The following is a 24,993-nucleotide window of genomic DNA, read 5'->3' on the forward strand; positions in this document are numbered from 1 at the left end:
CATTGCAGGCCACGCGGTCCCTCACCGGGCATGGCCCGGCGCTACCGGAGCGTGGCCGGTAGCGCCAGGCCATGCCTGGCGAAGGCAGCGGACCGACGTCCGCGTGCGCTCAGAACCCGAAGCGCAGGCTGGCCCAGTACGCGCGGCCCGGCTCGTTGTAGGTCGCCGCGCCGGCATCGCTGCTGTTGGCCTCGCGGAACAGGCGCTTGTCGGCCAGGTTGTTCACGCCGAAGCCGAAGCTGACCGTCTCGGTCACCTTGTAGCGCGCGCTCACGCCCCAGATGTTGTAGGCGCCGCGGTCCTGCAGTGCGATCGACGCATCGCAGCTGCCGGTGCAGCGCGGATCATTGTTGATGTTGGTGGTGGCCGGCTTCTGCTTGCCGTAGAAGGTGCCGGTCAGCAGCACCGACAGCTTGTCGGTGGCCTGCCAGTCCAGCATCGTGTTGATCGTGTACTTCGGGATCACCGACAGCGGCTGGCCGGTGCTCTTGTTCTCGTTCTCCACCATGTACGTGAAGTTGTTGCTCCACTTCAGGCGGTTGCCCTGCTCGCCCAGCAGCGGAATCACCAGGTTGCCTTCAAGCCCCTGCACGATCGCCTTCGGCGCGTTCTCCCAGCGGAAGATGCGGCCCTTGGTGTCGGCGGTCAGCCCGATCTGGGTGTAGCCAGCCTGGATCTTGTCCTTGTAGTCGTTGTGGAAGTAGGTCAACGAGGCCTGCCAGCCGCTCTGCGGTGCCCACTCGATGCCCAGTTCCTTGTTCAGACTGGTTTCCGCCTTCAGGTCCGCATTGCCGCGCATGTAGCAACCAGCACCCAGGCTCGGCAGTGCATTCGGCAGCCATTGCCACGGGTGTAGTACAGGTAGTCCGGGTTCGACTGGTACAGGTTCGGCGCCTTGAACGCGCGCGCGATGCCGCCCTTCACCACCCAGTCGCTGTTGATGCGGAACTGCGCATTGAGGCTGGGGCTGGTGTTGTTGCCGAACTGGCTGTGGTGGTCGAAGCGCAGCCCCGGGGTAACGATCCAGCGCTCACCCAGGTAGATGTTGTCTTCCACGAATACGGCGGTGGTCTGCGCATCGGCCTTGCCGCGCGCACGGTCGGCCGACAGCCCCGGGAAGCCGCCGCCGCTGCTGCTGGACTGGCTCATCGAATACGGGTCGGTCAGGCGGCTGTCCAGGTATTCAAAGCCCAGCGTCCAGATGTTCTCGGCGCCACCCAGCGTGGTCGGGAAGCTCACTTCGCCATCCAGCTGGTAGTTGCGCAGGCGCGAGGTCGACCAGTCGGTGCCGTTGAAGCTGCCTTCCGGGCCACCGGCCAGGCCTTCGTTGATGCGCGAGTTGTTCACCGCTTCCACTGCGGCGGTCACCCGCGAGGTCACGTCGCCCCAACGGCCGCGATGGGTGATCGCGCCGGTATTGCGGTACATGCGGTTGGTTTCCGCCTCGCCCTCGGCCAGTGCCGCCAGGTCGACACCGGTCGAGGTACCGGTGGTGCTGACGGCGCGGTCGCCAGCGTAGATGTTGCCCTGGCGGCTGGTACCGGCTTCGAACTCCACCACCTGATCGGCGGTGATGTCCCAGCGCAGCAACGCGTTGACGTCGCGGTTCTTGACGCCCTCGCGGCCAGCCGGCGGCACCGCGTTCGGGTTGGTCGCGTACTGGCGGTTGAGGTCCAGCGAGTCCGCGTCGGTCTTGTTGAGATTGCCGTACAGGCGGAACGACAGGGTGTCGGTCATCGGCCCGCTCAGCTGCAGGCCGACGCGCTCGCTGCCGCCTTCGGCGCTGTGCTCGGGCACCAACCCATACAGGTCGACCGCACCGGTCAGGTTGCCGGTCGGGCGCTTGGTGATGATGTTGACCACGCCGCCGGACGCACCGGAGCCATAGCGCGCCGCCGCAGGGCCGCGCAGCACTTCGATGCGCTCGATCATTTCCGCCGGCACCCAGTTGGTATCGCCGCGCGTATTGCGCTCACCGCTGCGGCCCATGCGTACGGCGTCACGCGCACCGATGCGCTTGCCATCGACCAGGATCAGCGTGTTCTCCGGGCCCATGCCGCGCAGGTCGATCTGGCGGTTGTTGCCGTACTGGCCCGAGGCGCTGTTGCCGGTGAGGTTGACGCCCGGCATGGTGCGCAGCAGTTCGGCGATGTCGTTGGCCGGTGGGCGCTTGGCGATGTCCTCGGCGGTGATGGTCGAAGTGCCCAACGCCTGGCGGGCGATCTGCGAGGCGGTGACATGCACCGTGTCGATATCGGTTGCGTCGGTTTCGGCCTGGGCGGTCAGGGCGCTGCCCGCCAGCAGGGCGGCAACGGCGAGCGCCAGCGGGCGCGGCGAAAGGACAACGGCTCGGGACATGATCTGGACCTTCTGGCAGGGCAACGGGGCCTCTGGCAAAGGGCTTGAGGCAACGACGAGGGGGAGGCGGAGCAGTCCCGCAGTCACCTGCGGCCCGATCCGTGTGCGCATTCTCCCATTAATGCGAGTGATTCTCAAATGCGTTCACTCATTGCCGCAGCGACGCCGATGTGCTTTGCGCACCGTGCAACCCTGCACCGCGCGTAAACTGGCCGGCTAACCCGCCATCAACCGTATGCCGCCGCGGCCGATACCCGTGGTTTGCCGTACGCAGTCAGAGATCGACGTGGAACCACCCCAATTGGACGATGCCAGCCAGCCGCTGGCCGAAGCCTGGCAGCACTGCCTGCAACAGGCCGGCCCCGCCGCCACCGCGCTGCTGCGCGCCGCTGCCATCGACGCCCCGCCCGCGCTGGCCCAGCGCTTCTATGAAGTGCTGCTGCAGGATGGGCGTGCACGCCGCTTCCTGTCCCACGAGCAGGTCAAGCAGCGCCTGCAACCGGCCATGCAGCGCTGGCTCGTGCAGCTGTTGACCACCGATGCCGACGGCATTGCTGCCACCGTCGCCTCGCAACGGGTGATCGGCGACGTGCATGCCCGGGTCGGCATTCCGGTCGACCTGGTGACCCGTGGCGCACGCGTGCTCAAGCACGAGCTGTTCGTGCGCCTGCGCGATGATGCGCCCAACAGCGCCATTGCGTTCGCCGCCATCGACTGCCTCAGCGCGATCATGGACATCGCCATGGAAGGCATGACCCTGGCCTACACCCATGCCCGCGAGCGCTCGACCCGTGCCGATGCTGCGTACCGGCTGTTCTCGCTGGTGCAGAACGTCGGCACCGAACGCGAGCGCCAGCGGGCACTGCTGCTGGACTGGGAGAACGCCCTGCTCTACGCGTTGGCCGGTCATGTGCAGGCCAGCGACAGCGCCAGCCTGGCGACATCGGAGTTCGGCCTGTGGTTCACCCACAAGGGCATCCCCAGCTTCGGCGAGAGCAGCGAGACCCAGCAGGTCGGCCAGCTGATGGCCCGCATCGACAGCAGCCTGCAACAGGCAAGCCATGATGCCCCGGCACAGCGACTGGCCGTGCTGCCGGCCATCCGCGAGGACCTGGCCGCCATCCGCACGCTGATGACGCTGCTGTTCGAGCGCATCGGTGAACTGGATGCCGGCAGCGATGCCCTGACCAACCTGCTCAACCGCCGCTTCCTGCCTACCGTGCTGCGCCGGGAGATCGAACTGGCCACGCGCAACCGCACGCCGTTCTCGCTGCTGCTGCTCGACCTAGATCATTTCAAGGCGATCAACGACGGCCACGGCCACGATGCCGGCGACCGCGCGTTGCAGCACGTCGCCGGCCTGCTCGGCCAGCTCACGCGCGGCAGCGACTACCTGTTCCGCTATGGCGGCGAGGAGTTCGTGGTGGTGCTGGTCGCGGCCAGCGAGTCGCAGGCCTCGGTGATCGCCGAGAGCCTGCGCCGGCAGATCGCACACTCGCCGGTGGCACTGGCCAATGGCCAGGTGCTGTCACTCACTGCCAGCATCGGCGTGGCCGGCCATGACGGCCACCCGGACTACGAGCGGCTGATGGCACGTGCCGACGCGGCGATGTACGAGGCCAAGCGCAGTGGCCGCAACCGCGTGGTGGTGGCCAGTGCGGACCTGCAGGAAGCCCCGGGGCGGCGTGCACTGCAACGCTGATGGCGCGCCGCCTCTACCGACAGCCGGCACTACCGATACGGGCACCAGCCGCTGCTTTCACCGCCACCACCCGCCACGCGGCCCACCACAGCAGCGCCAGCAACGCGATGCCTGCACCCAGCAGGCACACGGCAGGCCAGCCGTGCCGGGCCTGCATCCAGGGTCCGGCCGCCGCACCGGCGCCACTGCCCACCGCATAGAACAGCATGTACAGCGCCACCAGGCGCCCATGCTGTTCTGCCGGCGCGCGCAGCAGCAGCGCCTGGTTCGATACGTGCAGTGCCTGCCCACCGAGGTCGAGCACGATCACGCCCAGCAGCAGCAACGACAGCGACTGCGGCAGGCCCAGCAGCGGCCACCACGCGGCCAGCATCAGCAGCAGTGCGCCAAGACTGACCCGATCGGCGAAACCGCGGTCCATCCAGTGCCCGACCCGCGCCGCCATCAATGCGCCCACTACGCCGGCCAGGCCGAGCGCACCGATGGCCGCGGTGGACCACTGCAACGGAGGCGCCGACAACGGCAGCGGCGCCGCCGCCCAGAACACGTTGAGGCCAGCAAACAGCAGCAACGCCAGCGGCCCACGCTCGCGCAGACTGCGGTCCCGGCGCAGCATGCCCAGCATCGAACCCAGCAGTGCGGACCAGCGCGGCGGTACCGCCGGTACCGGCACCGCCGGCAGGCGCCGCCACAACAGCACGGCCAAGGCCGCCATCATCGCTGCCGACAGCAGATAGACCGCACGCCAGCCGATGGTGGCCGCGATCGCGCCCGATACCACGCGCGCCAGCAACAGGCCGATGAACACGCCGCCCTGCACCACGCCCACCACGCGGCCGCGCTGCTCCGGCGGCGCCAGCGTGGCGGTATAGGCGATCAGCCCCTGGGTCAGCGCGGTGCCCAGCAGGCCGGCCAGCAGCATGCCCGACAACAGCCATGCCGCAGTCCGGGCAGCCGTCAGCCACAGCAGGCCCAGCACCAGCGCCATCAACTGCAGCCGCAGCAGACGTCGCCGGTCACCGCGATCGGCCAACGGCAGCAGGCCAAGCAAGGCCAGCACACTGCCGGCCTGGGTTGCCGCCAGCACTGCGCCCGCCACGGCACGGTCCAGTGCGAAGCCCTGCGCCAGCCGATCCAGCAGAGGTTGCGCGTAGTAGACGTTGGCAACGCTGGCGCCGGCCGCGACCGCGAGCAGGATCAGCAATGGGCGGGAAATCAATGGAACGCTCATGATGTGGTTGCAATTTGAAACTTGATGCAGACTATCGCCATTGGTTTTAAACTGCAACCACATCCGGAGGCCCCAGCATGCACGCCAACAGTCCCTGCCCCGTCGCCCGCAGCGCCGACCTGCTCGGCGACCGCTGGGCGTTGCTGGTCATCCGCGATGCCTTCGATGGCATCACCCGCTTTGGCGACTTCCAGCGCAGCCTCGGCGCGGCGCGCAACATCCTCAGTGATCGCCTGCGCAGGCTGGTCGAGGCCGGCATCCTGCAGCTGCAACCGGCCTCCGATGGCTCGGCCTACCAGGAATACGTACTCACCCACGCCGGCCAGGAACTGTTCCCGCTGCTGGTCGCGCTGCGCCAGTGGGGAGAACGCCATCGCTTCGGCGCTGGTGAAGCTCATTCGCAGCTGATCGAATCCAGCACGCGGCGACCGCTGCCCTACATGCAACCGCACGGGCGCGACGGTCAGCCCCTGCAGGCCGCCGCGACCCGCGTGCGCAAGCTCAAGGACGACGGGCGCGGCGCCTGATCCACCCATTCGCGCACACCACGATCCGGCCGCGCCGGTTAGCATCGGATGTTTCCGCCGCAGGACGCCGCCAATGCCGCGCTATCGCCCTTCCCTGATGACCGCCCTGCTGCTGCCGCTGCTGGCCTGCAGCGCCGGAGCCACGCAGGCCCGCGAGGTTGCCGCGCCCGCCGACCACGTGCAGGCCGATGGCCCCTATGTATTCCGCGAGGGCACGCAGCTGCAGGCCAAGTGGATCTGCGACGACAAGGTCGAGTCGCGCACGCTGGCCACGCAGCCCGCAGGCACCGACATCGCCCCACGCTGCGGCTACGGGCACACCGTGCATGTGGCCGCGCCGAATGCACCTTCGATCTCCGTACTGCCGGCCGCGCCGCGCATCGTTGCGCTGTCCGACATCCATGGCCAGTACGGGCTGCTGGTGCGCCTGCTGCGCGCCCACCAGGTCATCGACGCGCAGGACCGCTGGGCACTGGGCAAGGACACCCTGGTCATCGCCGGCGATGTGTTCGATCGCGGCCCCCAGGTGACCGAGGCGTTCTGGCTGCTGTATGGCCTGCAGCAGCAGGCGGCCGCCGCCGGCGGCGCAGTGCACTTCGTGCTCGGCAACCACGAAACCATGGTGCTGTACGACGACCTGCGCTACGTCAACCCGAAATACCTGCGCAGCGCCCAGCTGCTCGACCGCAGCTACCCGCAGCTGTATGGCGCCGATTCGGTGATCGGGCAGTGGCTGCGCACCCGCCCGGTACTGCTGAAGATCGGCGACACCCTGTTCCTGCACGGCGGCATCTCGCCCGAGGCGGTGCAGCTGGCGCTGGACCCGGCGCGCACCAACGCGGCCTACCAGGCGTCACTGGGCCTGCCCAAGGCCGAAGTGAAGGCCGACCCGGCCACCGCACCGCTGTATGACGGCAAGACCAGCCCGATCTGGTACCGCGGCTATTTCGATGGCCGCCTCGACACGGCGGGGGTACAGACCGTGCTCGATCGCCTGCAGCTCAAGCGCATCGTGGTCGGCCACACCTCGATGCCGCACGTCAGCAGCTTCCATGGCGACCGCGTGATCGCCATCGACAGCAGCATCAAGAACGGCGAGAACGGCGAACTGCTGTTCATCGAGGATGGCAGGCTCAGCCGCGGCCTGCTGGACGGCTCACGGGTGCCGCTGGCACAAGGCGAGCCCGGCCTGCAGGACTGAATGGCGGGACAGCGCGACGGCCCCCGGCGGTGTCGTCGCGCTCCACCTTCACCCGGTTTGCGGCTACCCTCGGCAACCGAGAGGCCCACCCCGTCCATCCGCTGGGCCCGACCGATACAGGAGCCCCCCGCGCATGCGCGTTCTGATTGCTGAAGACGACCCGGACATCGCCTCCGGCCTGTGCGCCTCGCTGCGCCGACAGGGGCACGTGGTCGACCACGTCGACAACGGCGCGCACGCCGACGCCGCGCTGGGTTCGACCCAGTACGCACTGCTGGTGCTGGACCTGGGCCTGCCGCAGCTGGATGGCCGCGACGTGCTGCAGCGCCTGCGCCAGCGCGGCGATGGCCTGGCGGTGCTGGTGGTGACCGCCCGCGACGGCCTGGCCGAACGCGTGCGCGTGCTCGACCTCGGTGCCGACGACTACCTGGTCAAACCGTTCGCGCTGGACGAATTCGAAGCGCGCGTGCGCGCACAGCTGCGCCGCGTGACCAGCAATGGCAACCCGGACCTGCGCATCGGACGCCTGCGCCTGGACCTGGCCGGGCATCGCGTGTGGATCGACGACCAGTCGCTGGAACTGACCGCGCGCGAGTTCGGCCTGCTGTCGGCGCTGGCAGTACGCGCCGAGCGCATCGTGTCGCGCGCGCAGCTGGTGGAGGCGCTGTGTGACTGGGGCCAGGACCTGACCGACAACGGCCTGGACATCGCCCTGCACCGCCTGCGCCGCAAGCTGCAACCCGGCGGCATGGGCATCCGCACCGTGCGCGGGCTGGGCTACATGCTGGAAGACGCGCAGGACGACAGCGCCCCGTGATCAGTGGACCACCCAGCCTGCGCCGGCGCCTGCTCGCCTTCCTGGCGTTGCCGATGCTGGGCCTACTCACCTTCAATACGATCCTGGCCTACTACGTTGCGCTGGACTATTCCAACCGCATCCACGACCGCAACCTGATCGACGACACGCACTCGTTCGCGCAGATGCTGAGCACCATGCCGGTGACCAGCGACCTGTCTCCGCAGGCGCGCTTCCTGATCGAGTACGACCCCGACGGCCATCGCTATTTCAACGTCGACAGCAGCCGCAAGGGCACCCTCAGCGGCAACGCGGACTTCAGCCCGTATGCCCCTTCGCAGGACTGCACCGGCGTGCATCCGGCGCTGTACGACGGCAACCTCAATGGCCAGCAGGTGCGCATGGCCACCGTCTGCACGCAGGCGATGAACGACCCGCAGGACCAGCTGGCGGTGACCGTGGCCGAAAGCATGGCCGACCGCCGCCAGCGTGCGCGCGAGATCCTGATGATCATCATCCCGCTGATGACCATGCTGGCGCTGGGCACCGCTGCGCTGGTCTGGTTTGGCGTGACCTACGGCCTGCGCATCCTCACGCCGCTGAGGACCCGCCTGGCGCAGCGCCGCGGCGAACTGGCGCCGATCTCCGATGCCGACGTGCCGGAAGAGATCCAGCCACTGATCAGCACCATCGACGATCTGTTTGCGCGCCAGGCGGAAATGATCACGCTGCAGAACCGCTTCATCGCCGATGCCGCGCACCAGCTGCGCTCGCCGTTGGCCGGCATGGCCCTGCACGTGGACCAGGCGCTGGCGCATGGCGACCCGGACACGGTACGCGAGGCGCTGCAGCACATCCGCCGGCTCAACCAGCGCACCGCGCGGGTCAGCACCCAGCTGCTGGCGCTGAGCCGTGCGCAGACCGTGCCCGATACCGTTGAAGCGCTGGACCTGTGCGAACTGGTGCCGCAATGGGTCGGCATGCGCGTGCCCGAGGCGATCCGCGATGGCATCGATCTGGGCTACCGCGGCAGCCCCCATCCACTGCGCGTGCTCGGCAACGGTGCCCAACTGCAGGAAGCACTGGACAACTTGATCGACAACGCGCTGCGCTACGCCGGCCGCGATGCGACCGTCACGGTCGGCGTGCATGCGCTGGACGACAATGACGTCGAACTGTACGTGGAGGACAACGGACCCGGCGTACCCGAGGACGTGATGCCGCGGCTGGGCGAGCGTTTCTTCCGCGCGCCCGGCACCACCGCCAGCGGCACCGGCCTGGGGCTGGCCATCGCCCACGAAGCGGTGGAGCACTTCGGCGGCCGACTGACCTTCCTCAACCGTGCCGGTGGGGGCCTGAAGGTCGCCATCACGCTTCCGCTGCTGAAGGCCCCCTGACCCGGACCGGGGCGCTGAAAGGCTGGCGAAAATCGCGCTTGCGATCCTGACCATCCCCACTGCCGTCCCGGAGCCGCCAGGTGACCGAATCGCACGACTTCTTCCTCCCCGGTGGCCCGCAGGGCGTGCTGCTGGTCCACGGCCTGACCGGCACCCCGGCGGAAATGCGCATGCTGGGCAAGGGCCTGAACAACGCCGGTTTCACCGTGCACGGCGTGCAGCTGCCCGGCCATTGCGGCACCGTGGATGACCTGCTGGCGACCACCTGGGAACAGTGGTACCAGGGCGTGGAAGATGCGGCGGCGAGCCTGCGTGGCAAGGTCGACCAGTTGTTCGTCGGTGGTCTGTCGATGGGCGCGGTACTGTCGCTGGCGCTGGCTGCACGCCGCCCCGAGTGGGTGTCCGGCGTCGGCGTGTATGGCGCCACCTTCCGCTACGACGGCTGGAACATTCCCGCCGTGGCCCGCCTGTCGTTCCTGCTGCCGTGGTTCAAGCGCTTCAACATCGGCCGCGACCGCATGTTCATGGAAGAACCGCCCTACGGCCTGCGTGACGAGCGCCTGCGCGCGCAGGTCAGCGCCGCCATGCTGTCCGGCGACAGCGCCGCTGCCGGCCTGCCGGGCAACCCCTGGCACGCGCTGGCCGAGATGCGTGCCCTGAGCAACTGGACCCGTCGCCACCTGCATCAGGTCACCGCGCCGTGCCTGGTGATGCACGCCCGCGAAGACGACGTGGCCAGCATGGGCAATGCCGAACTGGTGATGTCGCGGGTCAGTGGCCCGAAGGAACTGGTGGTGCTGGAAGACAGCTACCACATGATCACCATCGACCGCGAACGCCGCGACGTGATCCGCCGCAGCGCGCGCTTCTTCACCGAAATCGGTGAACGCAGCGGCGTCCTCAAGGCGGTGGCCTGAGATGGGGGCACTCGCCACGCTGCTGTGGCTGGCCAATGTCGTGCTCGATACCGGTGGCCAGCTCGCCTTCAAGGCCGCCGCCAGCGACCCGCAGGACGGCGAAGGACTGCAACGCTGGAAACACATGCTCAGCCGCCCCTGGCTGTGGATCGGCATCGCCTGCTACGTGCTTGAGTTCGTGGCCTGGATCGCGTTCCTGTCGTTGGTACCGTTGTCCAAGGGCGTGCTGCTGGGCTCGATCAACATCGTTGCGCTGATGATCGCCGGCCGCTTCCTGTTCCGCGAAAAGCTCACGCCGCTGCGGGTGACCGGCATGCTGCTGGTCACGGCGGGCGTGGCGGTGGTGGGGGCGGGCTCATGAGGCGCCTGTATGTGATCGGTTTTCCGCTGCTGATGGCCTTCGACACGCTGGCCCAGCTGTGCTTCAAGTACGCCGGTGACGCCGCGTTGCCGGTCGAGGCCAACACCGCCTGGCTGCTGCGCGTGCTGTCGCAGCCGTGGGTATACGGTGCCATCCTCGGCTACGTCGGCGCGTTCTTCACCTGGATGAGCCTGCTGCGCCACGCTCCGATCGGCCCTGCCTTCGCGGCCTCGCACCTGGAAGTGATCAGTGTGCTGCTGCTGTCGGCGTGGCTGTTGAACGAACCGCTGACCCTGCACCACCTGGTGGGCGCGGTGCTGATCGTGGCCGGCATCGTCTGCCTCGGCCGCGCCGAAGCGGATGACCCGCACAGCCCCGCCGAAAGCACCTCGTGAGCGGGCTGCGATGAGCCTGTTCGCGCGCGAACTGCCTCCGACCGCCGGCCTGCCGATGCAGGCCAGCGACTTCCTTCCCGGTGGCGGCGAGCTGCGTGACATCCTGGCCAAACAGCTCGGCACACCGCCGCTGCAGCTGACCTGTTCCGGCACCCACGCGCTGCTTATCGCGCTGCGCACCCTGCGCAAGCGTGCGCCCAAGCGTGATACCGTGATCCTGCCGGCCTACACCTGCCCGCTGGTGCCGATCGCGGTGCACAGCCTCGGCCTGCGCGTGCAGCTGTGTGATACCCGTCGCGGCCACTTCGACTTTGATCCGGCACAGCTCTCGCGCCTGGCCGACGCACGCACGTTGGCGATCCTGCCCACGCACCTCGGCGGACGCATCGCCGATGTTGAACTGGCCGCCGACATCGCGCATGGCGCCGGTACCTGGGTCATCGAAGATGCCGCTCAGGCGCTGGGCGCGCGGGTCGGCAACAGCAGCGTCGGCCTGCGTGGCGATATCGGATTCTTCAGCCTGGCCGCCGGCAAGGGGCTGAGCCTGCACGAAGGCGGCCTGCTGGTCAGCCGCGATGACGAACTGCGTGCCGCGCTGGCCGAACATGCGGCCGAGCAGGTCCGTTTCAGCCTGCGCTGGGAGCTGCTTCGCAGCGTGCAGCTGCTGGGCCTTGCCGCCTGCTACCGCCCCTCGCTGCTGTCGCTGGTGTACGGCAATCCACTGCGCAGCGCACTGCAACGCGGTGATCTGGAAGAAGCGGTCGGCGATGTTTTTCCGCTGGACATCCCGCAGCACCGGGTCAGCCACTGGCGGCAGAACATCGGTGCCCATGCTGCACGGCGGCTGCCGGCGTTCCTGCAGGCCGGGCGCCTGCGCGCATTGCAGCTGCGCGTGCAGCTGGCACAGCTGCCGGCGGTGGAGGTGGTCGATGGCCTGGCCGGTACCGGCGGCACCTGGCCGATGCTGATGCTGCTGCTGCCCAGCCAGCGCGCGCGCGATGCCGCACTGGACGACCTGTGGCCGCGTGGCCTCGGTGCCAGCCGCATGTTCATCCATGCCCTGCCCGACTACGCCTACCTGCGTGGCATCGTGCCGCAGGACGACATGCCGAACGCGCGCGACTTCGCCGCACGCATGCTGACCCTCGGCAACAGCGCCTGGCAGACCCGTGAAGAGACCGCGCAGATCCTGCAGGCGCTGGCCGCCGCGCAGCCCTGAAACGGCTATTTTCCGGGCATTGCGCCCATTCAGGATGTTCGATTCCTGAACACTTTCCCCACCCCGCAGTGCAGCCTTTCAACAGGAAAGGAACGAGAAAGGCTGCCTGCCTACATTGAGCCTGCCCCGGCACCGTGCCGGACGCCTTTCTCATCGACGGACCTGCCCATGCACTGGAGCATCCTGTGTGACTTCGACGGCACCATCAGCCTCGAAGATGTCATCGACTCGCTGCTGGAGAAGTACGGCCAGCCGGGCTGGCAGGAACTGGAAGACCAGTGGAAGTCGGGAAAGATCGGCTCGCGTGAATGCATGCAGGGCCAGGTGCGGCTGCTGAAGCTGGACCCGGCCACGCTCGACGCACACCTGGACCAGGTAAAGATCGATCCGGGCTTCGCCGCCTTCGTCACCCGCGCCGAGCAGCTGGGCCTGCCGCTGCGCATCGTCAGCGACGGCCTGGACTATGCGATCCACCGCATCCTCGCCAACCATGGCCTGCCGCCGCTGCCGGTGGTGGCCAACCACCTGCGCTGGTGCGAAGACCACTGGGAACTGGAGTCGCCCTACCAGGCCGAGGGGTGCCGCAGCGGTACCTGCAAGTGCACCTGCGCCGCGCAGGCGCGTGCCAACGAAGCGCCGCGCGTGCTGATGATCGGCGACGGCAGTTCGGACTTCTGCGTGTCCGAGGATGCCGACTTCGTGTTCGCCAAGCGCCGCCTGATCACCCATTGCACCCATGCCGGCATCGAGCATGCCGCCATCGATACCTTCCACGATGCAATCGCACTGTTGCCGCGCTTGCTCGATGGCAGCCTGCTGCAGCCACGTCGCCTCGACGCCAGCCCGCAGCCCGCCGCACTGCCACTGCTGCTGGCCACCGCCTGAGCACTCCCTTCCAGGCACGCTCCCCCGTTACCCCTTTCGAACGTCCTTCACGGAACCGAACTGCATGAACATTTTTGACAAGAACGCCGATTCGGCTGCCTCCGACGCGCAGCTGCTGGCCGACGAAGCCCGCTACAGCTCCTTCGGCGACACCGTCCACTACGTCGACCCGCCGAAGATCTTCCAGCGCGGCGAAGGCAGCTACATGTTCGACGGTGCGGGCGTGCCCTACCTCGACCTGCAGATGTGGTACTCGGCCTGCAACTTCGGCTACAGCAACAAGCGCCTGAACGACGCGCTGAAGGACCAGATCGACACCCTGCCGCAGGTCGCCAGCCAGTACCTGCACCCGACCCGCGTGCAGCTTGCCAAGACCATTGCCGTGGACATGCACGAGAAGTTCGGCCTCGACGGCCGCGTGCACTTCAACGTCGGTGGCGCGCAGGCCATCGAAGACTCGCTGAAGATCGTGCGCAACGCGCGCGGCGGCAAGAGCCTGATGTTCGCCTTCGAAGGCGGCTACCACGGCCGCACCCTGGGTGCGTCGTCGATCACCTCCAGCTACCGCTACCGCCGCCGCTACGGCCACTTCGGCGAGCGCGCGATGTTCATCCCGTTCCCGTACCCCTTCCGTCGCCCGAAGGGCATGACCCCGGACGAGTACTCCGACCACTGCGTTTGGCAGTTCGAGCGCCTGTTCGAAAGCGAGTACAACGGCGTGTGGGATCCCAAGGTCGGCCAGGCCGAGTACGCCGCGTTCTACGTCGAGCCGATCCAGGGCACCGGCGGCTACGTCATCCCGCCGCGCAACTTCTTCACCGGCCTCAAGCGCGTGCTGGACAAGTACGGCATCCTGATGGTGGTCGATGAAATCCAGATGGGCTTCTGGCGCACCGGCAAGCTGTGGTCGATCGAGCACTTCGGCGTGACCCCGGACGTGCTGGTGTTCGGCAAGGCGCTGACCAACGGCCTGAACCCGCTGTCGGGCCTGTGGGCGCGCGAAGAGCTGATCAACCCGACCGTGTTCCCGCCGGGTTCCACCCACTCCACCTTCAACTCCAACCCGCTGGGCACCCGCCTGGGCCTGGAAGTGCTGAAGCTGGGCAAGGAAATGGATTACGAGCGCACCGTGCCGGAAAAGGGCGCGTACTTCCTCGACGGCCTGCGTGGCCTGCAGAAGCGCCACCCGGAAATCGGCGACGTCGACGGTCTGGGCCTGGCCCTGCGTGCGGAAATCTGCCAGACCGACGGCTACACCCCGAACAAGGAACTGCTGGACCGCATGGTCGACATCGGCCTGGCCGGTGACCTGCTGCACGACGGCAAGCGCATGGGCCTCGTGCTCGACGTGGGTGGCTGGTACAAGAACGTGATCACCTTCGCGCCGTCGCTGGACATCAGCTACGAAGAGATCGACCTGGCGATCACCCTGCTCGACCAGGCGCTGACCAAGGCCAAGGGCTGAGGTCGATGCGCTGCCGGTTCCCGTGCCGATGGAGATGACGTCACGCGCATCCAGCACCGCGCTGGAACCGGCCGCGCTGCTGGAGGGCTTCCTGGCCCACCCGCCGCTCGGATTCGAGGCGGGCCGCCTTCCCAGCGGCCTGCCGACCTTCCGTGCGCCGCTGGACCTGACCACCACGATGGATGACGACCTGCGCGGCAAGCTGCTTGGCCTGCCGCTGTCGCGCCTGTGGCGGCCATGGATCACCTGGAAGACCCGCTTCGTCGGTGCCACCAGCACCGAGTACACCCCGCTGCCCGCGCACGTCGCACCAGAGGCATTGGCCGAGGACGTGACGCGTCACGCGATCGGCGATACGCGGCTGCTGGTAGTCAAGGACCTGGCGATCGATTCGCCGCTGCTGGACGACGCCGCCAACGCACACAGCGGTGCCTTCCTGCAGGCGCTGCTGGCACGCGGCTTCGTCGAACTGGAAGGCATGCCGCTGGCCTGGGTGGCCATCGATTTCGATTCGATCGATGGCTATCTCGGACGCCTGTCGTCCTCGCGCCGCAAGAACATCCGGCGCAAGCTGCGCTCGCGTGACGAGCTGCAGATCGAGTGCATCGCCACCGGTGATCCGGCCCTGGCCGACCCGCGGCTGCAGGCCGAACTGTATGCGCTGTACCTGGGCGTGTACGCGCAGAGCGCGGTGCATTTCGACCAGCTCGACCTGCCCTATTTCCAGTACCTGCTGGCCGACAGCCTGGGCCAGGGACGGATGTTCCTGTACCGCCACCAGGGCCAGCTGATCGGCTGGAACCTGTGCTACGTGCATGCCGGCAAGCTGGTGGACAAGTACATCGGCCTGGCCTATCCGCAGTCGCGCGAGCACAACCTGTACGCGGTCAGCTGGATGCACAACCTCGAATACGCGCTGCAGCACGGCCTGAGCCACTACGTGGCCGGCTGGACCGACTCGCGGATCAAGGCCGAGCTCGGCGCCCGCTTCACCTCCACCCGGCACGCGATCCACGCACGCTCCCCGCTGCTGCGCGCCGCCCTGCGCAGGCTGGCCCCGTACCTGCAGGGCGAACCTGATGGAGGCGGTTGAACGATGCCGTTGCGTTCCCCGTTGATCCTGGACCTGGACGGTGGCGTGCTGCCGCTGCCCCAGGCGCAGACCCTGGCCCTGCCGCAATGGCACGATCCACTGCGCTTCGCCTGCAGCAATGCCACCCTCGACCGTTTCGCCGCTGAAGTGCTGGCTCCGCTGCCGGCCCAGCTCGGCACGGTGATGCTCGGCAGCGGTGATTTCCATCATCTCAGCCTGCCTCTGCTGCGTCGCATGCGCGCGCAGGAGCCGTTCCAGCTGGTGGTGCTGGACAACCATCCCGACAACATGCGTTTCCCGTTCGGCATGCACTGCGGTTCCTGGGTGAACGCGGCCAGCAAGCTGCCGCAGATCTCGCACATCCATGTGCTGGGCATCACCTCCAGTGACATCGGCCTTGGCCACGCCTGGGAGAACCATTGGCGCCCGCTGATCGGCGGTCGCCTGACCTACTGGTGCATGGACGTGGACGTAGGCTGGGGGCATCGCCTCGGCATGGGCCATGCCTTCCGCCGTTTTGAGCATCCCGAAGCGCTGGTGGCCGCGTTCGCTGCAGAGCAGGCGAAGTCGCCACAGCCAACCTACCTGTCGATCGACAAGGATGTGTTCGCCGAGGACGTCGCCCGCAGTAACTGGGACCAGGGCCGCTTCCAGCTGGAACACGCGCTGGTGGTGATCGAAGCGCTGCGCGCCGGCGGCCTGGTCGGCAGTGACATCACCGGCGAAGTGTCGCTGGCCAACTACCAGAGCCGCTTCAAGCGCTGGCTGTCCTCGCTGGATGGCCAGCCCGACATCAGCGCCGACGATCTGCCGGTGTGGCAGGCACGGCACCAGCAGGTGAACCGCGAACTGCTGGCCGCGATGGCCTCGGTGCCGACGGCCTGCTGACCGCTGTCCTGTAGAGTCGAGCCATGCTCGACTGCTGTTTGCTGGCCACCGAGTCGAGCATGGCTCGACTCTACAGGGGACGATGGCCGAGCATGGCTCGGCACTACACTGGACGCCTGCCCCAGGAGCCCTCGCCATGCCCCAGACCGTCATCCCGCAACTGCGCATGCGCCATGCCGATACCACCCTGCCGTTCTACGTACAGGGGCTGGGCTTCGTGGTCGACTAGGAACACCGCTTCGAACCCGGCTTCCCGCTGTTCGCCCAGCTCACCCGCGACGGCCAGACGATCTTCCTCACCGAACACAGCGGCGACTGCGAAGTCGGCGGCGCGGTGTACTTCATCGTCGAGGACGTCGACGCCCTGCACCGCGCCTTCAGTGCCGCAGGCGTCCCCATCGAACAGCCGCCGCATGACACCGAATGGGGCAGCCGCGAGATGCTGCTGCGTGACCCCGACGGCAACCGCCTGCGCTTCGCCACCGACGCCAGCTGAACCGGGCGGCCTTGAGTTGGATATACGAAACATATACGCTTCGTATATCCACTCCTCCAGGACCGCCCATGGGCATCGTCAACATCGATGACACCCTGCACGACCAGCTGCGTCGTGCCTGCACCGTCTCCAGCCGCTCGATCAATGCCCAGGCCAACTTCTGGATCCGGGTCGGCATGCTGTGCGAGATGAACCCCACGCTGAGCTTCCAGGACATCGTCGCCAGCGAACTGCGGGCGGCCGGCGTGCAGCCGCCGCTGCTGGCACCGGGGCAGGTCTGAGCAGATGGCGATCATCAAGCGCCCTGACGAGATCGCGCTGATGGCCGAATCGGGCCGCCTGCTGGCGCAGGTGTTCGCCGCGCTCGACCGGCTGCCGCTGCAGGGCCGCAGCACGATGGAGATCAACGATTTCGTCGAACGCATGATCGTCGATGAACTGCGGGCGCGGCCGGCCAGCAAGGGCCAGTACGGCTTCCCGTATGTGCTCAACACCTCGATCGACAACGTGATCTGCCACGGCGTGCCCAGCACCACCGACGTGCTGCGCAACGGACAGATCGTCAACCTCGACATCACCCTGGAGAAGAACGGCTACATCGCCGACTCCAGCACCACCTACCTGGTGGGCGAGGTCGACTACGCCGCGCGCAGGCTGGTGCAGACCACCTACCAGGCGATGTGGAAAGGCATCGCCGCGGTGCGCCCCGGCGCGCGCCTGGGCGACATCGGCCACGCCATCGCCCGTCATGCACGCAGCCACGGCTACAGCGTGGTGAAGGAATACTGCGGCCATGGCATCGGCCAGGAAATGCACGAAGAACCGCAGATACTCCACTACGGCCATCCCAACACCGGCATGGTGCTGGAAGAAGGCATGGTGTTCACCATCGAGCCGATGCTCAACCAGGGCAAACCGGCCATCCGCCAACAGCCGGACGAATGGCCGGTGTACACCCGCGACGGCAAGCTGTCTGCCCAGTTCGAGCACACCGTGGCGGCTACCCGCAGCGGCGTGCGCGTATTGACCCTGCGCCCCGGCGAAACGCCATTGTGCGCGGTGGAAGCGGCCTAGAGCGGACGCAACAGCAGCAGCGTGGCCAGGCAGAACATGAAGATCGCGACGCCCGCATCCAGCACCCGCCAGGCGCCCGGCCTGCGGAACACCGGCTGCAACAGGCGCGCGCCATAGCCCAGCGTGCAGAACCAGGCCACGCTGGCGGCGCAGGCACCGGCGGCGAACGCCCAGCGCAGGTCACCGGGGTAGCGCGTGGACAGGCTGCCCAGCAGCACCACGGTATCCAGATAGACGTGCGGGTTGAGCAGGGTGAAGGCCAGGCAGGTCAGCAGCACCTGCCGTCCGCTGCCGCCCTGCGCCTCGGCGGCGGCCAGCGCACTGCCACCGCGCCATGCGCGCAGCCCCGCCTGCAGGCCATACCAGAGCAGGAAGGCCGCGCCACCGAAGCGCAGCACCTGCAGCAGCAGCGGCCACTGCAGCACCAGCGCGCCCATGCCGCCGACGCCGGCCAGGATCAGCACGATGTCCGCGCCGGCACAGGCCAGCACCACCCTGCCGACATGACGCTGCTGCAGGCCCTGGCGCAGCACGAACGCGTTCTGCGCACCGATGGCGATGATCAGGCCGGCGCCTGCGAACAGGCCGGCGGCAGTAGCGGCGATCCACATCAGGACAGGCCAGGCAGCGAGGGGACGCGCAGGGTGCGGCCGCCGCCCCTGTTTAGACAAACTGATTTTTCTTTATCCTGTGCAGGAAAACTGAAGAGGCACCGGCATGGACCTGGTACATCCACAACTGGCCGCGTTTGCCGCGGTGCTGGAAGAAGGCAGCTTCGAGGCCGCGGCACGCCGCCTGTCGATCAGCCCGTCGGCCCTGTCGCAACGGATCAAGGCGCTGGAGGACAGGCTCGGCCAGGTACTGGTCGTGCGCCAGGCACCGTGCCGGCCGACCGCCGCAGGTGAAGCGCTGCTGCGCCGGGTCCGGCCGATGCAGGCGCTGGAGGCCGAGGCATTGGCCGAGCTGCTGCCCGAGCGTGGCAGCGACGCTGCGCGCACGCCGATCCCGCTGGCGGTCAACGACGACTCGCTCGATACCTGGTTCGTACCGGCCATCGCCGACCTGCACCAGCGCCGCGGTTACCTGTTCGACCTGCGCATGGACGATCAGGACCACACCCTGCAGCTGCTGCGCGATGGCAGCGTACTCGGCGCGGTCACTGCCGAAAGCCAACCGGTGAAGGGCTGCAACGTGCACCCGCTCGGCGCGATGCGCTACCACGCCATCGCTTCGCCCGGCTTCGCCCGCCAGTACTTCAGCGATGGCATGCAGGCCGCGGCCCTGGCGCGCGCGCCGATGCTGGTGTTCAACCGCAAAGATGAACTGCAGTGGCGCTTCGTGCGGCGCCTGACCCGCGCGCGACTGCAGCCGCCGCTACACTACCTGCCCTCCTCCACCGGTTTCGTCGAAGCCGCCGCGTGCGGACTCGGCTGGGGCATGGCCCCGGAAACCCTGGTCGCGCCCGCCGTGCGCGCCGGCCGCGTGGTGGTACTGGAACCCCGCCGCTGGCTCGATGTGCCGCTGTACTGGCAGCATGCCGCTGTGCGCTCAAGCACGCTGCAGCACATCACCCAGGCGCTGCGCACTGCGGCCAGCGGCACCCTTCGTTGAGGACAAACCGATGATCGCAGACCCGGGCTTCACGCCGCGCGCACTACCGTTTGCGCACTTCTTCACCATTGGGACGGCATGGGCGTGATCGGCCGACGTACAAGGATGCACCGCGCGAAGGCCGCGCTGGCGTTGACGCTGGCGACCTGCCTGCCACTGGCAGCGCCGGCGCAGACCCTCACCGATGCACCGGCTTTGGACTGGGAACAGGCACGGCAGCGCCTGGAACAGGTCTCCGATGCGCTGGCCGCCGCCGACGCCGCCGTGCGCAACAAGCAGGACCTGCAGGACGCGACGCGTCTGCTGCGCCTGCCGGAGATCACCGGCGAAGTGCGCCGCCTGCAGTTCCAGAAGACCCTCACCCTGCCACTGGGTTCGCTGGCACCGGTGGCCGAGGCCTATGGCATCGACTCGCCGCTGTCGTTCACCGAACGCGACTGGCGTACCCGCCCGGTGGTGACCGCGGTGCTGCCGCTGTACACCGGCGGTGTGATTCCGGCCGCGCAACGTGCGGCCAGCGCCGCGCACGAACAGGCCAGTGCCGAGCGCGAAGCACAGCGCCAGTCGCTAACCGTGCAGCTGGCCCAGGCCTACTTCGGCCAGCGCCTAGCCGAGCAGGCGGTGGACGTGCGCCGCGACGTGCGTGATGGGCTCAACCGCCACCTGTCCGACGCAGAGAAACTGGAACGCGAGGGCTTTGCCACCCGCGCGCAGCGCCTGCAGGCCACCGTGGCCCGCGACAAGGCCGAGCGCGAATACCAGAAGACGGTGAACGACCTGGCCACGCTGAAGGCCGCACTGGCCACGCTGCTGCGCAGTGGTGGCGAGGTGCAGCCGGTGTCGCCGCTGTTCGTGCAGCGCGTGCCGCTGGAACCGGTGGCCAGCTTCGAGCGCACGGCGCAGGCGCGCCAGCCGCAGATCGCACGCCTGCGGGCGATGGTGGCGCAGGCCGAACAGGGCGTGCGCGTGCAGCAGGCCAAGCTGAAGCCGCAGATCTTCGCCTTCGGCCAGTACGACTTCCGCCGCCGCGACGAGATGCTGACCGATCCGGACTGGGCGTTCGGCATCGGCCTGAAGTACACCTTCCTGTCGCCGAATTCGCGGCCGGCGCAGATCAGCGCCGCGCGTGCGCAACAGGACCAGGCTGAAGCGGGCCTGCGCGAGGCCGAGAACCAGGTCGCGCTGGGCGTGCGCAAGGCCTGGAACGAACTGGAAACCGCACGCCAGCAGTACGTGCTGCTCGACAGCAGCATTGCCCAGGCACAGGAAAACCTGCGCCTGCAGGAGCTGGCGTTCCGCGAAGGCCAGGCCACCTCGCTGGATGTGATCGACGCGCGGCTCGGCCTCGGCGGCGCCCGCGTCGAGCGCGCACAGGCCGCCTACCAATACGATATTGCGCTGGCACAGTTGCTGGAGGTCAGTGGACAGATGGACCGTTTCGAAGAGTTCCGGCGGCGTGCGGACGAGGTGATCGACCATGAGTGATGTGCTGCACGACGATGCGACGACGCCCCCGGGCAAGCGCCGGTTGGGACCGATCCTGGTAGTGGTGCTGCTGGTCGTGGTGGTGCTCGGCCTGTGGCTGGCCTGGCGCAGCCCGGGCGACCAGATCCAGGGTATGGCCGATGCGGACACCATCAACGTGGCCGCCAAGATCACCGCGCGCGTGGCCGAGCTGAAGGTGCGCGAGGGTGACCGCGTGCAGCCCGGGCAGGTGCTGTTCCTGCTCGACAGCCCGGAAGTGGCCGCCAAGGAACAGCAGGCGCACGGCGCATTGGCCGCCGCACAGGCGGTGGCCGACAAGGCCGACGAAGGCGCGCGCAGCGAGGACATCCGCGCTGCCGAAGCGAACTGGAAGCGGGCCGAAGCCGGTGCGACGCTGGCTGAAGCCACCTACCAGCGCGTGCAGAACCTGTTCAACGAAGGGGTGATGACCCGGCAGAAGCGCGATGAAGCACATGCCCAGGCCACCAGTTCGCGTGAACTGGCGCGTGCCGCCCGCGCGCAGTACGACATGGCCCTGGCCGGCGCACGCGAGCAGGACAAGCGTGCCGCGCAGGGCCAGGTACAGCAGGCACAGGGCGCGGTGGCCGAAGTCAACGCCGCGCGTGTCGAAGTGGAAGGGCGCGCGCCGGTCGCCGGCGAGATCAACAAGCGCATGGCCGACCCGGGTGAACTGGTGCCGGCCGGCTACCCGGTGTTCACCCTGGTCGACATCGACCGCATGTGGGTGGCGATGAACCTGCGCGAATCGCAGATGCAGGGCCTGAAGGTCGGCAGCAAGCTGCAGGGCAGCGTGCCGGCACTCGGCCTGGATGGCGAATTCGAGGTCTACTTCATCAATCCGGCCGGGGACTATGCAACCTGGCGGACCACCCGCCAGTCGTCCGGCTACGACGTCCGCAGCTTCGAGGTGCGGGTGCGCCCGGTACGCCGCATCGAGGGCTTCCGCCCCGGCATGAGCGTGCTGTTCGCATGGCCCCAGCACTGAGCCCTGGCCGCGGCGGCTTCGCCGCCAGCTGGCGGCGCGAGCTGCGGTCACTGCGCGGCAACCGCGCCGACCTGCTGCTGGTCACCCTGCTGCCGCTTCTGATGCTGGTGGTGATGGCGTGGATGTTCACGCCCTCGGTGATGCGCGACATCCCGATCGCGGTGGTCGACCTCGACCACAGCAGTGACAGCCGCCTGCTGCTGCGCATGCTCGATGCCAGCCCCGGCGTGCGCATCGCCAGCCAGCCGGTGGACCTGGAAGACGCACGCTCGCAGCTGCGCAGCCTGGACGTGTTCGCCATCGTGCTGGTGCCGCGCGACGTCACCCGGCAGGCGTTGCGTGGCCGCCAGGGCACGGTGTTCGCCTATTACAACGCCACCTACATGACCACCGGCCAGTCCGCGGCGCGCGATATCGGCGACGCGGTCTCGGCCTGGAACGCACGCCTGCTGCGCGAGCGCATCGGACTGCAGGTCGGTCCGGGTAAATTGCGTGCGGCACCGATCGCGGTGCAGTCGGACATCCTGTACAACCCGGCGCGCAGCTACGAGCTGTTCCTGCTGCCGCTGATCTTCCCGGCGGTGCTGTCGCTGGTGCTGGCACTTGCAGTGGCCGGCAGCCTCGGCCGCGAGATCCGCGACGGTACCCTGCCCGCCTGGCTGGGCCGCACGCCGTGGCTGGCGATTGCCGGCAAGGTCGCACCGTACATCCTGATGTTCTCGGTGTATGGCGCACTCGGCATCGGCTACCTGGCCTGGCTGCGCGGCGATGGCGTGGCGGGCAGCGTGCTCCTGCTGCTGCTCGCACAGCCGCTGTTCTACCTGGCCACGGCCGCCTACGCGCTGTTCTTCGTCGGCGTCACCCGCGACATGGGCACCGCGCTGTCCGCGGTCGGCCTCAGCATCGGCACCGCACTGGCGTTCTCCAGCGCCACCTTCCCGGTGCTGGATGGCCCCCTGTTCACCCGCATCTGGCATCAGCTGCTGCCGCTCAGCGCCTACATCAAGCTGCAGACCCAGCAGCAGTTCATCGGTTCGCCGCTGCAGGTTTCGGCATGGCCGTTGGCCACGCTGCTGCTGATGGCAGTGGTGGCCGGTGGCATCGGTGGCCTGCGCCTGATCGCCTTTGCGCGTACGCCTGCCGCCGCACAACCGGCAGGGGCCGACGCATGAGCGCACTCTGGCGCAGCCTGCGGCAGACCCTGATGGCGGTGCTGTGCGACCGCTATGCGATCGTGGTGATGGTCGGCGCGGTGATCCTGTACTCGTTCTTCTACCCGGCTGCGTACCGTCACCAGGTGGCCGGCAACCTGCCGGTGCTGGTGGTGGATGAAGACCACAGCGCGACCAGCCGTGAGCTGCTGCGCAAGCTCGATGCACTCCGGGTGGCACGCGTAGTCGGGCAACCGGCAGACATCGACAGTGCCCGGCAGCAGCTGGAAGCTGGCCACGCCGAGGGCATCGTGCTGATCCCGGCCAACCTGGAACGCGACATCCTGCGCGGCCATCCGGCCAAGCTGGTGCTGCTCGGCAACGGCGCCTACCTGGGGCGTGCCAGCTGGGTGCTGGGCAGCGTGGCCGATGCACTGGGCGCGTTCGGGCGTGAGGCGGTGGTCGGCCAGGCCGCCTTCATGGGCGCACCGCAGGCACCACCGGTCACCCTGGTGCAGCGCCCGCTGTACAACACGCAGGAAGGCTATGGCAGCGCCATCGTGCCCGGCGTGGCCGAGCTGATCGTGCACCAGACGCTGCTGATGGGCATCGGCGTCCTGCTCGGCGGCCGCCGCCTCGCGCTCGGCCGGCGCCTGCGCTTCGACCTGCCGACCCTGGCCGGCATGGCGATGGGCTTCGGCCTGATCGGCCTGTTCGGCCTGTTCTACTACGCCGGTTTCACCGCCTGGGTGCAGGACTATCCGCGCGGCGGCAACCCGCTGGGCCAGCTGCTGGGCGGCACCTTGTTCATCGCCGCCACCGTGGCCTTCGGCCTGTTCGTCGGCAGCTTCTTCCGCACCCGTGAACGCGCCTTCCAGTACATCATCGCCACCTCGATCCCGCTGTTCTTCCTGGCCAACCTGTCGTGGCCGGCGGTGATGACGCCACAACCGCTGGTCTGGCTGGCGCAGCTGTTGCCGACCACCTCGGGCATCAACCTGATGGTGCGCCTGAACCAGATGGACACCAGCCTGGCCGAAGTCAGCCACGAACTGATCACCCTCACCGCCCTGCTGCTGCTCTACGGCAGCCTCGCCACCTGGCGCCTCCTCGCAAAAAAGGGGACGGAGGGGATTAAGTCGTAAGCGGCCGGTTGGGGGGGATTGCGACTTAATCCCCTCCGTCCCCTTTTCCTGCAACGAAGAACGCCGGCGCGGGGCCGGCGTTCGAGTGCTGCGATGTGGAAGGGGAAAACGGGGTCTGGCAGCGATCGATCAGCGATAGACGCGTTCGCAGCGGCGCTCGACCACGCGGTCGCCATTCTTCTGTTGGCTGTTGCCCTGGATCTGGCGACCGGCCGCACCACCGGCAACAGCACCGGCCACGGTAGCGAGCTTCTTGCCATTGCCGCCGCCCACCTGGTTGCCCAGCAGGCCGCCGATCACCGCGCCGGTGGCAGTACCGGCAATGCGGTTGGGATCGCGCGAGTTGCGCTGCACTTCCACGTTCTTGCAGACCACGCGGCTGCCATCGTTGAATCGGCGTCCTTCATCGCGCGGCCCGTAGGTCTGTGCACCGGCTACCGACGAAGCCGCCAGCAGGGTGCCCAGCACAAGCAGTCGGGTCGAGGTCTTCATGGCCATCTCCTGAGTTCCGGTATGGCGCAAGTGTCCTCCCGCGGTTGGCAACCGGAAGTGAAATGCGCGTGTCCGCCACCTCATCGGCCATCGCGCGT

The 24,993-nt window shown here is 68.1% G+C and carries 23 protein-coding genes and 2 pseudogenes; 21 read left to right on the forward strand and 4 right to left on the reverse strand.

Features of this window, described 5'->3' with window-relative positions; translation table 11 throughout:
- Nucleotides 1-109: 109 nt before the first annotated feature.
- Nucleotides 110-2,358: pseudogene (locus ACXI0D_RS05845) on the reverse strand (TonB-dependent siderophore receptor).
- Nucleotides 2,359-2,644: 286 nt separating this feature from the next.
- On the opposite strand from ACXI0D_RS05845, the gene ACXI0D_RS05850 reads away from it, so the two are divergent.
- Nucleotides 2,645-4,060, forward strand: a complete 1,416-nt coding sequence (locus ACXI0D_RS05850) for a GGDEF domain-containing protein (RefSeq protein ID WP_119007087.1) — start codon at nucleotides 2,645-2,647, stop codon at nucleotides 4,058-4,060.
- 13 nt (nucleotides 4,061-4,073) lie between these two features.
- On the opposite strand, the gene ACXI0D_RS05855 is transcribed toward ACXI0D_RS05850, so the two are convergent.
- Nucleotides 4,074-5,291, reverse strand: coding sequence for an MFS transporter (locus ACXI0D_RS05855; protein ID WP_049446353.1), 1,218 nt, complete (start codon nucleotides 5,289-5,291; stop codon nucleotides 4,074-4,076).
- A gap of 77 nt (nucleotides 5,292-5,368) precedes the next feature.
- Between ACXI0D_RS05855 and ACXI0D_RS05860 the strand changes: the two genes are divergently transcribed.
- The 15 genes and pseudogenes from ACXI0D_RS05860 to map all read left to right on the forward strand — a co-directional run bounded on the left by ACXI0D_RS05860 (nucleotide 5,369) and on the right by map (nucleotide 18,005).
- A complete protein-coding gene (locus ACXI0D_RS05860) occupies nucleotides 5,369-5,818 on the forward strand; it encodes a winged helix-turn-helix transcriptional regulator (protein WP_014036442.1) in 450 nt (149 codons plus the stop codon).
- Between the two features lie 73 nt (nucleotides 5,819-5,891).
- On the forward strand, nucleotides 5,892-7,019 hold the full coding sequence (locus ACXI0D_RS05865) for a metallophosphoesterase (RefSeq protein WP_119007088.1): 1,128 nt from the start codon (nucleotides 5,892-5,894) through the stop codon (nucleotides 7,017-7,019).
- Nucleotides 7,020-7,152: 133 nt separating this feature from the next.
- Nucleotides 7,153-7,836, forward strand: coding sequence for a response regulator (locus ACXI0D_RS05870; protein WP_008265770.1), 684 nt, complete (start codon nucleotides 7,153-7,155; stop codon nucleotides 7,834-7,836).
- Nucleotides 7,833-9,212 carry a sensor histidine kinase gene (locus tag ACXI0D_RS05875; RefSeq protein WP_101765155.1) on the forward strand — a complete coding sequence of 460 codons (1,380 nt, stop codon included), beginning with the start codon at nucleotides 7,833-7,835 and terminating at the stop codon, nucleotides 9,210-9,212. Before ACXI0D_RS05870 ends, ACXI0D_RS05875 begins: the two co-directional genes overlap by 4 nt.
- Before the next feature lie 80 nt (nucleotides 9,213-9,292).
- On the forward strand, nucleotides 9,293-10,129 hold the full coding sequence (locus tag ACXI0D_RS05880) for an alpha/beta hydrolase (RefSeq protein WP_049446362.1): 837 nt from the start codon (nucleotides 9,293-9,295) through the stop codon (nucleotides 10,127-10,129).
- Nucleotide 10,130: 1 nt separating this feature from the next.
- Nucleotides 10,131-10,490 (forward strand): EamA family transporter, encoded by a 360-nt coding sequence (locus tag ACXI0D_RS05885; RefSeq protein ID WP_006425769.1) that lies wholly within the window; start codon nucleotides 10,131-10,133, stop codon nucleotides 10,488-10,490.
- Nucleotides 10,487-10,885, forward strand: a complete 399-nt coding sequence (locus ACXI0D_RS05890; RefSeq protein ID WP_075674983.1) for a DMT family transporter — start codon at nucleotides 10,487-10,489, stop codon at nucleotides 10,883-10,885. The genes ACXI0D_RS05885 and ACXI0D_RS05890 overlap by 4 nt, the downstream gene beginning before the upstream one ends.
- 10 nt (nucleotides 10,886-10,895) lie before the next feature.
- A complete protein-coding gene (locus ACXI0D_RS05895) occupies nucleotides 10,896-12,104 on the forward strand; it encodes a DegT/DnrJ/EryC1/StrS family aminotransferase (protein ID WP_101765153.1) in 1,209 nt (402 codons plus the stop codon).
- Between the two features lie 168 nt (nucleotides 12,105-12,272).
- Nucleotides 12,273-12,989, forward strand: a complete 717-nt coding sequence (locus ACXI0D_RS05900; RefSeq protein WP_101765152.1) for an MtnX-like HAD-IB family phosphatase — start codon at nucleotides 12,273-12,275, stop codon at nucleotides 12,987-12,989.
- A 64-nt stretch (nucleotides 12,990-13,053) separates the two neighbouring features.
- A complete protein-coding gene (locus ACXI0D_RS05905; protein ID WP_014036434.1) occupies nucleotides 13,054-14,454 on the forward strand; it encodes an aspartate aminotransferase family protein in 1,401 nt (466 codons plus the stop codon).
- 28 nt (nucleotides 14,455-14,482) lie between these two features.
- Nucleotides 14,483-15,547 carry a GNAT family N-acetyltransferase gene (locus ACXI0D_RS05910; RefSeq protein ID WP_049446372.1) on the forward strand — a complete coding sequence of 355 codons (1,065 nt, stop codon included), beginning with the start codon at nucleotides 14,483-14,485 and terminating at the stop codon, nucleotides 15,545-15,547.
- Nucleotides 15,548-15,550: 3 nt separating this feature from the next.
- A complete protein-coding gene (locus tag ACXI0D_RS05915; protein ID WP_014036432.1) occupies nucleotides 15,551-16,435 on the forward strand; it encodes an arginase family protein in 885 nt (294 codons plus the stop codon).
- A 136-nt stretch (nucleotides 16,436-16,571) separates the two neighbouring features.
- Nucleotides 16,572-16,931 (forward strand): annotated as a pseudogene (locus tag ACXI0D_RS05920) (bleomycin resistance protein).
- A 68-nt stretch (nucleotides 16,932-16,999) separates the two neighbouring features.
- The gene (locus ACXI0D_RS05925) at nucleotides 17,000-17,212 is read left to right on the forward strand and encodes a ParD-like family protein (RefSeq protein WP_005415768.1); all 213 of its coding nucleotides are present in this window, start codon (nucleotides 17,000-17,002) and stop codon (nucleotides 17,210-17,212) included.
- Between the two features lie 10 nt (nucleotides 17,213-17,222).
- Nucleotides 17,223-18,005 carry a type I methionyl aminopeptidase gene (gene map / locus ACXI0D_RS05930; protein WP_479642739.1) on the forward strand — a complete coding sequence of 261 codons (783 nt, stop codon included), beginning with the start codon at nucleotides 17,223-17,225 and terminating at the stop codon, nucleotides 18,003-18,005.
- Here map and ACXI0D_RS05935 read toward each other — a convergent pair.
- Complete coding sequence (locus ACXI0D_RS05935) at nucleotides 18,002-18,616, reverse strand: LysE/ArgO family amino acid transporter (RefSeq protein ID WP_119007094.1); 615 nt, start codon at nucleotides 18,614-18,616, stop codon at nucleotides 18,002-18,004. The two genes, map and ACXI0D_RS05935, sit on opposite strands and share 4 nt — an antisense overlap.
- Nucleotides 18,617-18,722: 106 nt before the next feature.
- On the opposite strand from ACXI0D_RS05935, the gene ACXI0D_RS05940 reads away from it, so the two are divergent.
- The 5 genes from ACXI0D_RS05940 (at nucleotide 18,723) to ACXI0D_RS05960 (ending at nucleotide 24,403) form a co-directional block, all read left to right on the forward strand.
- Complete coding sequence (locus ACXI0D_RS05940; RefSeq protein ID WP_119007096.1) at nucleotides 18,723-19,616, forward strand: LysR family transcriptional regulator ArgP; 894 nt, start codon at nucleotides 18,723-18,725, stop codon at nucleotides 19,614-19,616.
- A 78-nt stretch (nucleotides 19,617-19,694) separates the two neighbouring features.
- Nucleotides 19,695-21,101: a TolC family protein gene (locus ACXI0D_RS05945; RefSeq protein WP_119007098.1), complete on the forward strand. Its 1,407-nt coding sequence runs from the start codon at nucleotides 19,695-19,697 to the stop codon at nucleotides 21,099-21,101.
- Complete coding sequence (locus ACXI0D_RS05950) at nucleotides 21,094-22,107, forward strand: HlyD family secretion protein (protein ID WP_479642409.1); 1,014 nt, start codon at nucleotides 21,094-21,096, stop codon at nucleotides 22,105-22,107. The genes ACXI0D_RS05945 and ACXI0D_RS05950 overlap by 8 nt, the downstream gene beginning before the upstream one ends.
- The gene (locus ACXI0D_RS05955) at nucleotides 22,092-23,279 is read left to right on the forward strand and encodes an ABC transporter permease (RefSeq protein ID WP_119007101.1); all 1,188 of its coding nucleotides are present in this window, start codon (nucleotides 22,092-22,094) and stop codon (nucleotides 23,277-23,279) included. Before ACXI0D_RS05950 ends, ACXI0D_RS05955 begins: the two co-directional genes overlap by 16 nt.
- Nucleotides 23,276-24,403 carry an ABC transporter permease gene (locus tag ACXI0D_RS05960; RefSeq protein WP_119007103.1) on the forward strand — a complete coding sequence of 376 codons (1,128 nt, stop codon included), beginning with the start codon at nucleotides 23,276-23,278 and terminating at the stop codon, nucleotides 24,401-24,403. The genes ACXI0D_RS05955 and ACXI0D_RS05960 overlap by 4 nt, the downstream gene beginning before the upstream one ends.
- 129 nt (nucleotides 24,404-24,532) lie before the next feature.
- Here ACXI0D_RS05960 and ACXI0D_RS05965 read toward each other — a convergent pair whose 3' ends face one another.
- Nucleotides 24,533-24,901, reverse strand: a complete 369-nt coding sequence (locus ACXI0D_RS05965) for a glycine zipper 2TM domain-containing protein (protein ID WP_014646414.1) — start codon at nucleotides 24,899-24,901, stop codon at nucleotides 24,533-24,535.
- Nucleotides 24,902-24,993 lie beyond the last annotated feature (92 nt).

The sequence above is a fragment of the Stenotrophomonas sp. C9D9 genome (assembly GCF_056491205.1).

Excerpts from the sequence above, each read along its gene's own strand:
- ACXI0D_RS05855 (WP_049446353.1), bottom strand. The coding sequence starts at position 5,291 with ATGAGCGTTCCATTGATTTCCCGCCCATTGCTGATCCTGCTCGCGGTC.
- ACXI0D_RS05860 (WP_014036442.1), top strand. The coding sequence starts at position 5,369 with ATGCACGCCAACAGTCCCTGCCCCGTCGCCCGCAGCGCCGACCTGCTC.
- ACXI0D_RS05865 (WP_119007088.1), top strand. The coding sequence starts at position 5,892 with ATGCCGCGCTATCGCCCTTCCCTGATGACCGCCCTGCTGCTGCCGCTG.
- ACXI0D_RS05870 (WP_008265770.1), top strand. The coding sequence starts at position 7,153 with ATGCGCGTTCTGATTGCTGAAGACGACCCGGACATCGCCTCCGGCCTG.
- ACXI0D_RS05885 (WP_006425769.1), top strand. The coding sequence starts at position 10,131 with ATGGGGGCACTCGCCACGCTGCTGTGGCTGGCCAATGTCGTGCTCGAT.
- ACXI0D_RS05890 (WP_075674983.1), top strand. The coding sequence starts at position 10,487 with ATGAGGCGCCTGTATGTGATCGGTTTTCCGCTGCTGATGGCCTTCGAC.
- ACXI0D_RS05895 (WP_101765153.1), top strand. The coding sequence starts at position 10,896 with ATGAGCCTGTTCGCGCGCGAACTGCCTCCGACCGCCGGCCTGCCGATG.
- ACXI0D_RS05900 (WP_101765152.1), top strand. The coding sequence starts at position 12,273 with ATGCACTGGAGCATCCTGTGTGACTTCGACGGCACCATCAGCCTCGAA.
- ACXI0D_RS05905 (WP_014036434.1), top strand. The coding sequence starts at position 13,054 with ATGAACATTTTTGACAAGAACGCCGATTCGGCTGCCTCCGACGCGCAG.
- ACXI0D_RS05910 (WP_049446372.1), top strand. The coding sequence starts at position 14,483 with ATGGAGATGACGTCACGCGCATCCAGCACCGCGCTGGAACCGGCCGCG.
- ACXI0D_RS05915 (WP_014036432.1), top strand. The coding sequence starts at position 15,551 with ATGCCGTTGCGTTCCCCGTTGATCCTGGACCTGGACGGTGGCGTGCTG.
- ACXI0D_RS05925 (WP_005415768.1), top strand. The coding sequence starts at position 17,000 with ATGGGCATCGTCAACATCGATGACACCCTGCACGACCAGCTGCGTCGT.
- ACXI0D_RS05935 (WP_119007094.1), bottom strand. The coding sequence starts at position 18,616 with ATGTGGATCGCCGCTACTGCCGCCGGCCTGTTCGCAGGCGCCGGCCTG.
- ACXI0D_RS05940 (WP_119007096.1), top strand. The coding sequence starts at position 18,723 with ATGGACCTGGTACATCCACAACTGGCCGCGTTTGCCGCGGTGCTGGAA.
- ACXI0D_RS05945 (WP_119007098.1), top strand. The coding sequence starts at position 19,695 with ATGGGCGTGATCGGCCGACGTACAAGGATGCACCGCGCGAAGGCCGCG.
- ACXI0D_RS05950 (WP_479642409.1), top strand. The coding sequence starts at position 21,094 with ATGAGTGATGTGCTGCACGACGATGCGACGACGCCCCCGGGCAAGCGC.
- ACXI0D_RS05955 (WP_119007101.1), top strand. The coding sequence starts at position 22,092 with ATGGCCCCAGCACTGAGCCCTGGCCGCGGCGGCTTCGCCGCCAGCTGG.
- ACXI0D_RS05960 (WP_119007103.1), top strand. The coding sequence starts at position 23,276 with ATGAGCGCACTCTGGCGCAGCCTGCGGCAGACCCTGATGGCGGTGCTG.
- ACXI0D_RS05965 (WP_014646414.1), bottom strand. The coding sequence starts at position 24,901 with ATGGCCATGAAGACCTCGACCCGACTGCTTGTGCTGGGCACCCTGCTG.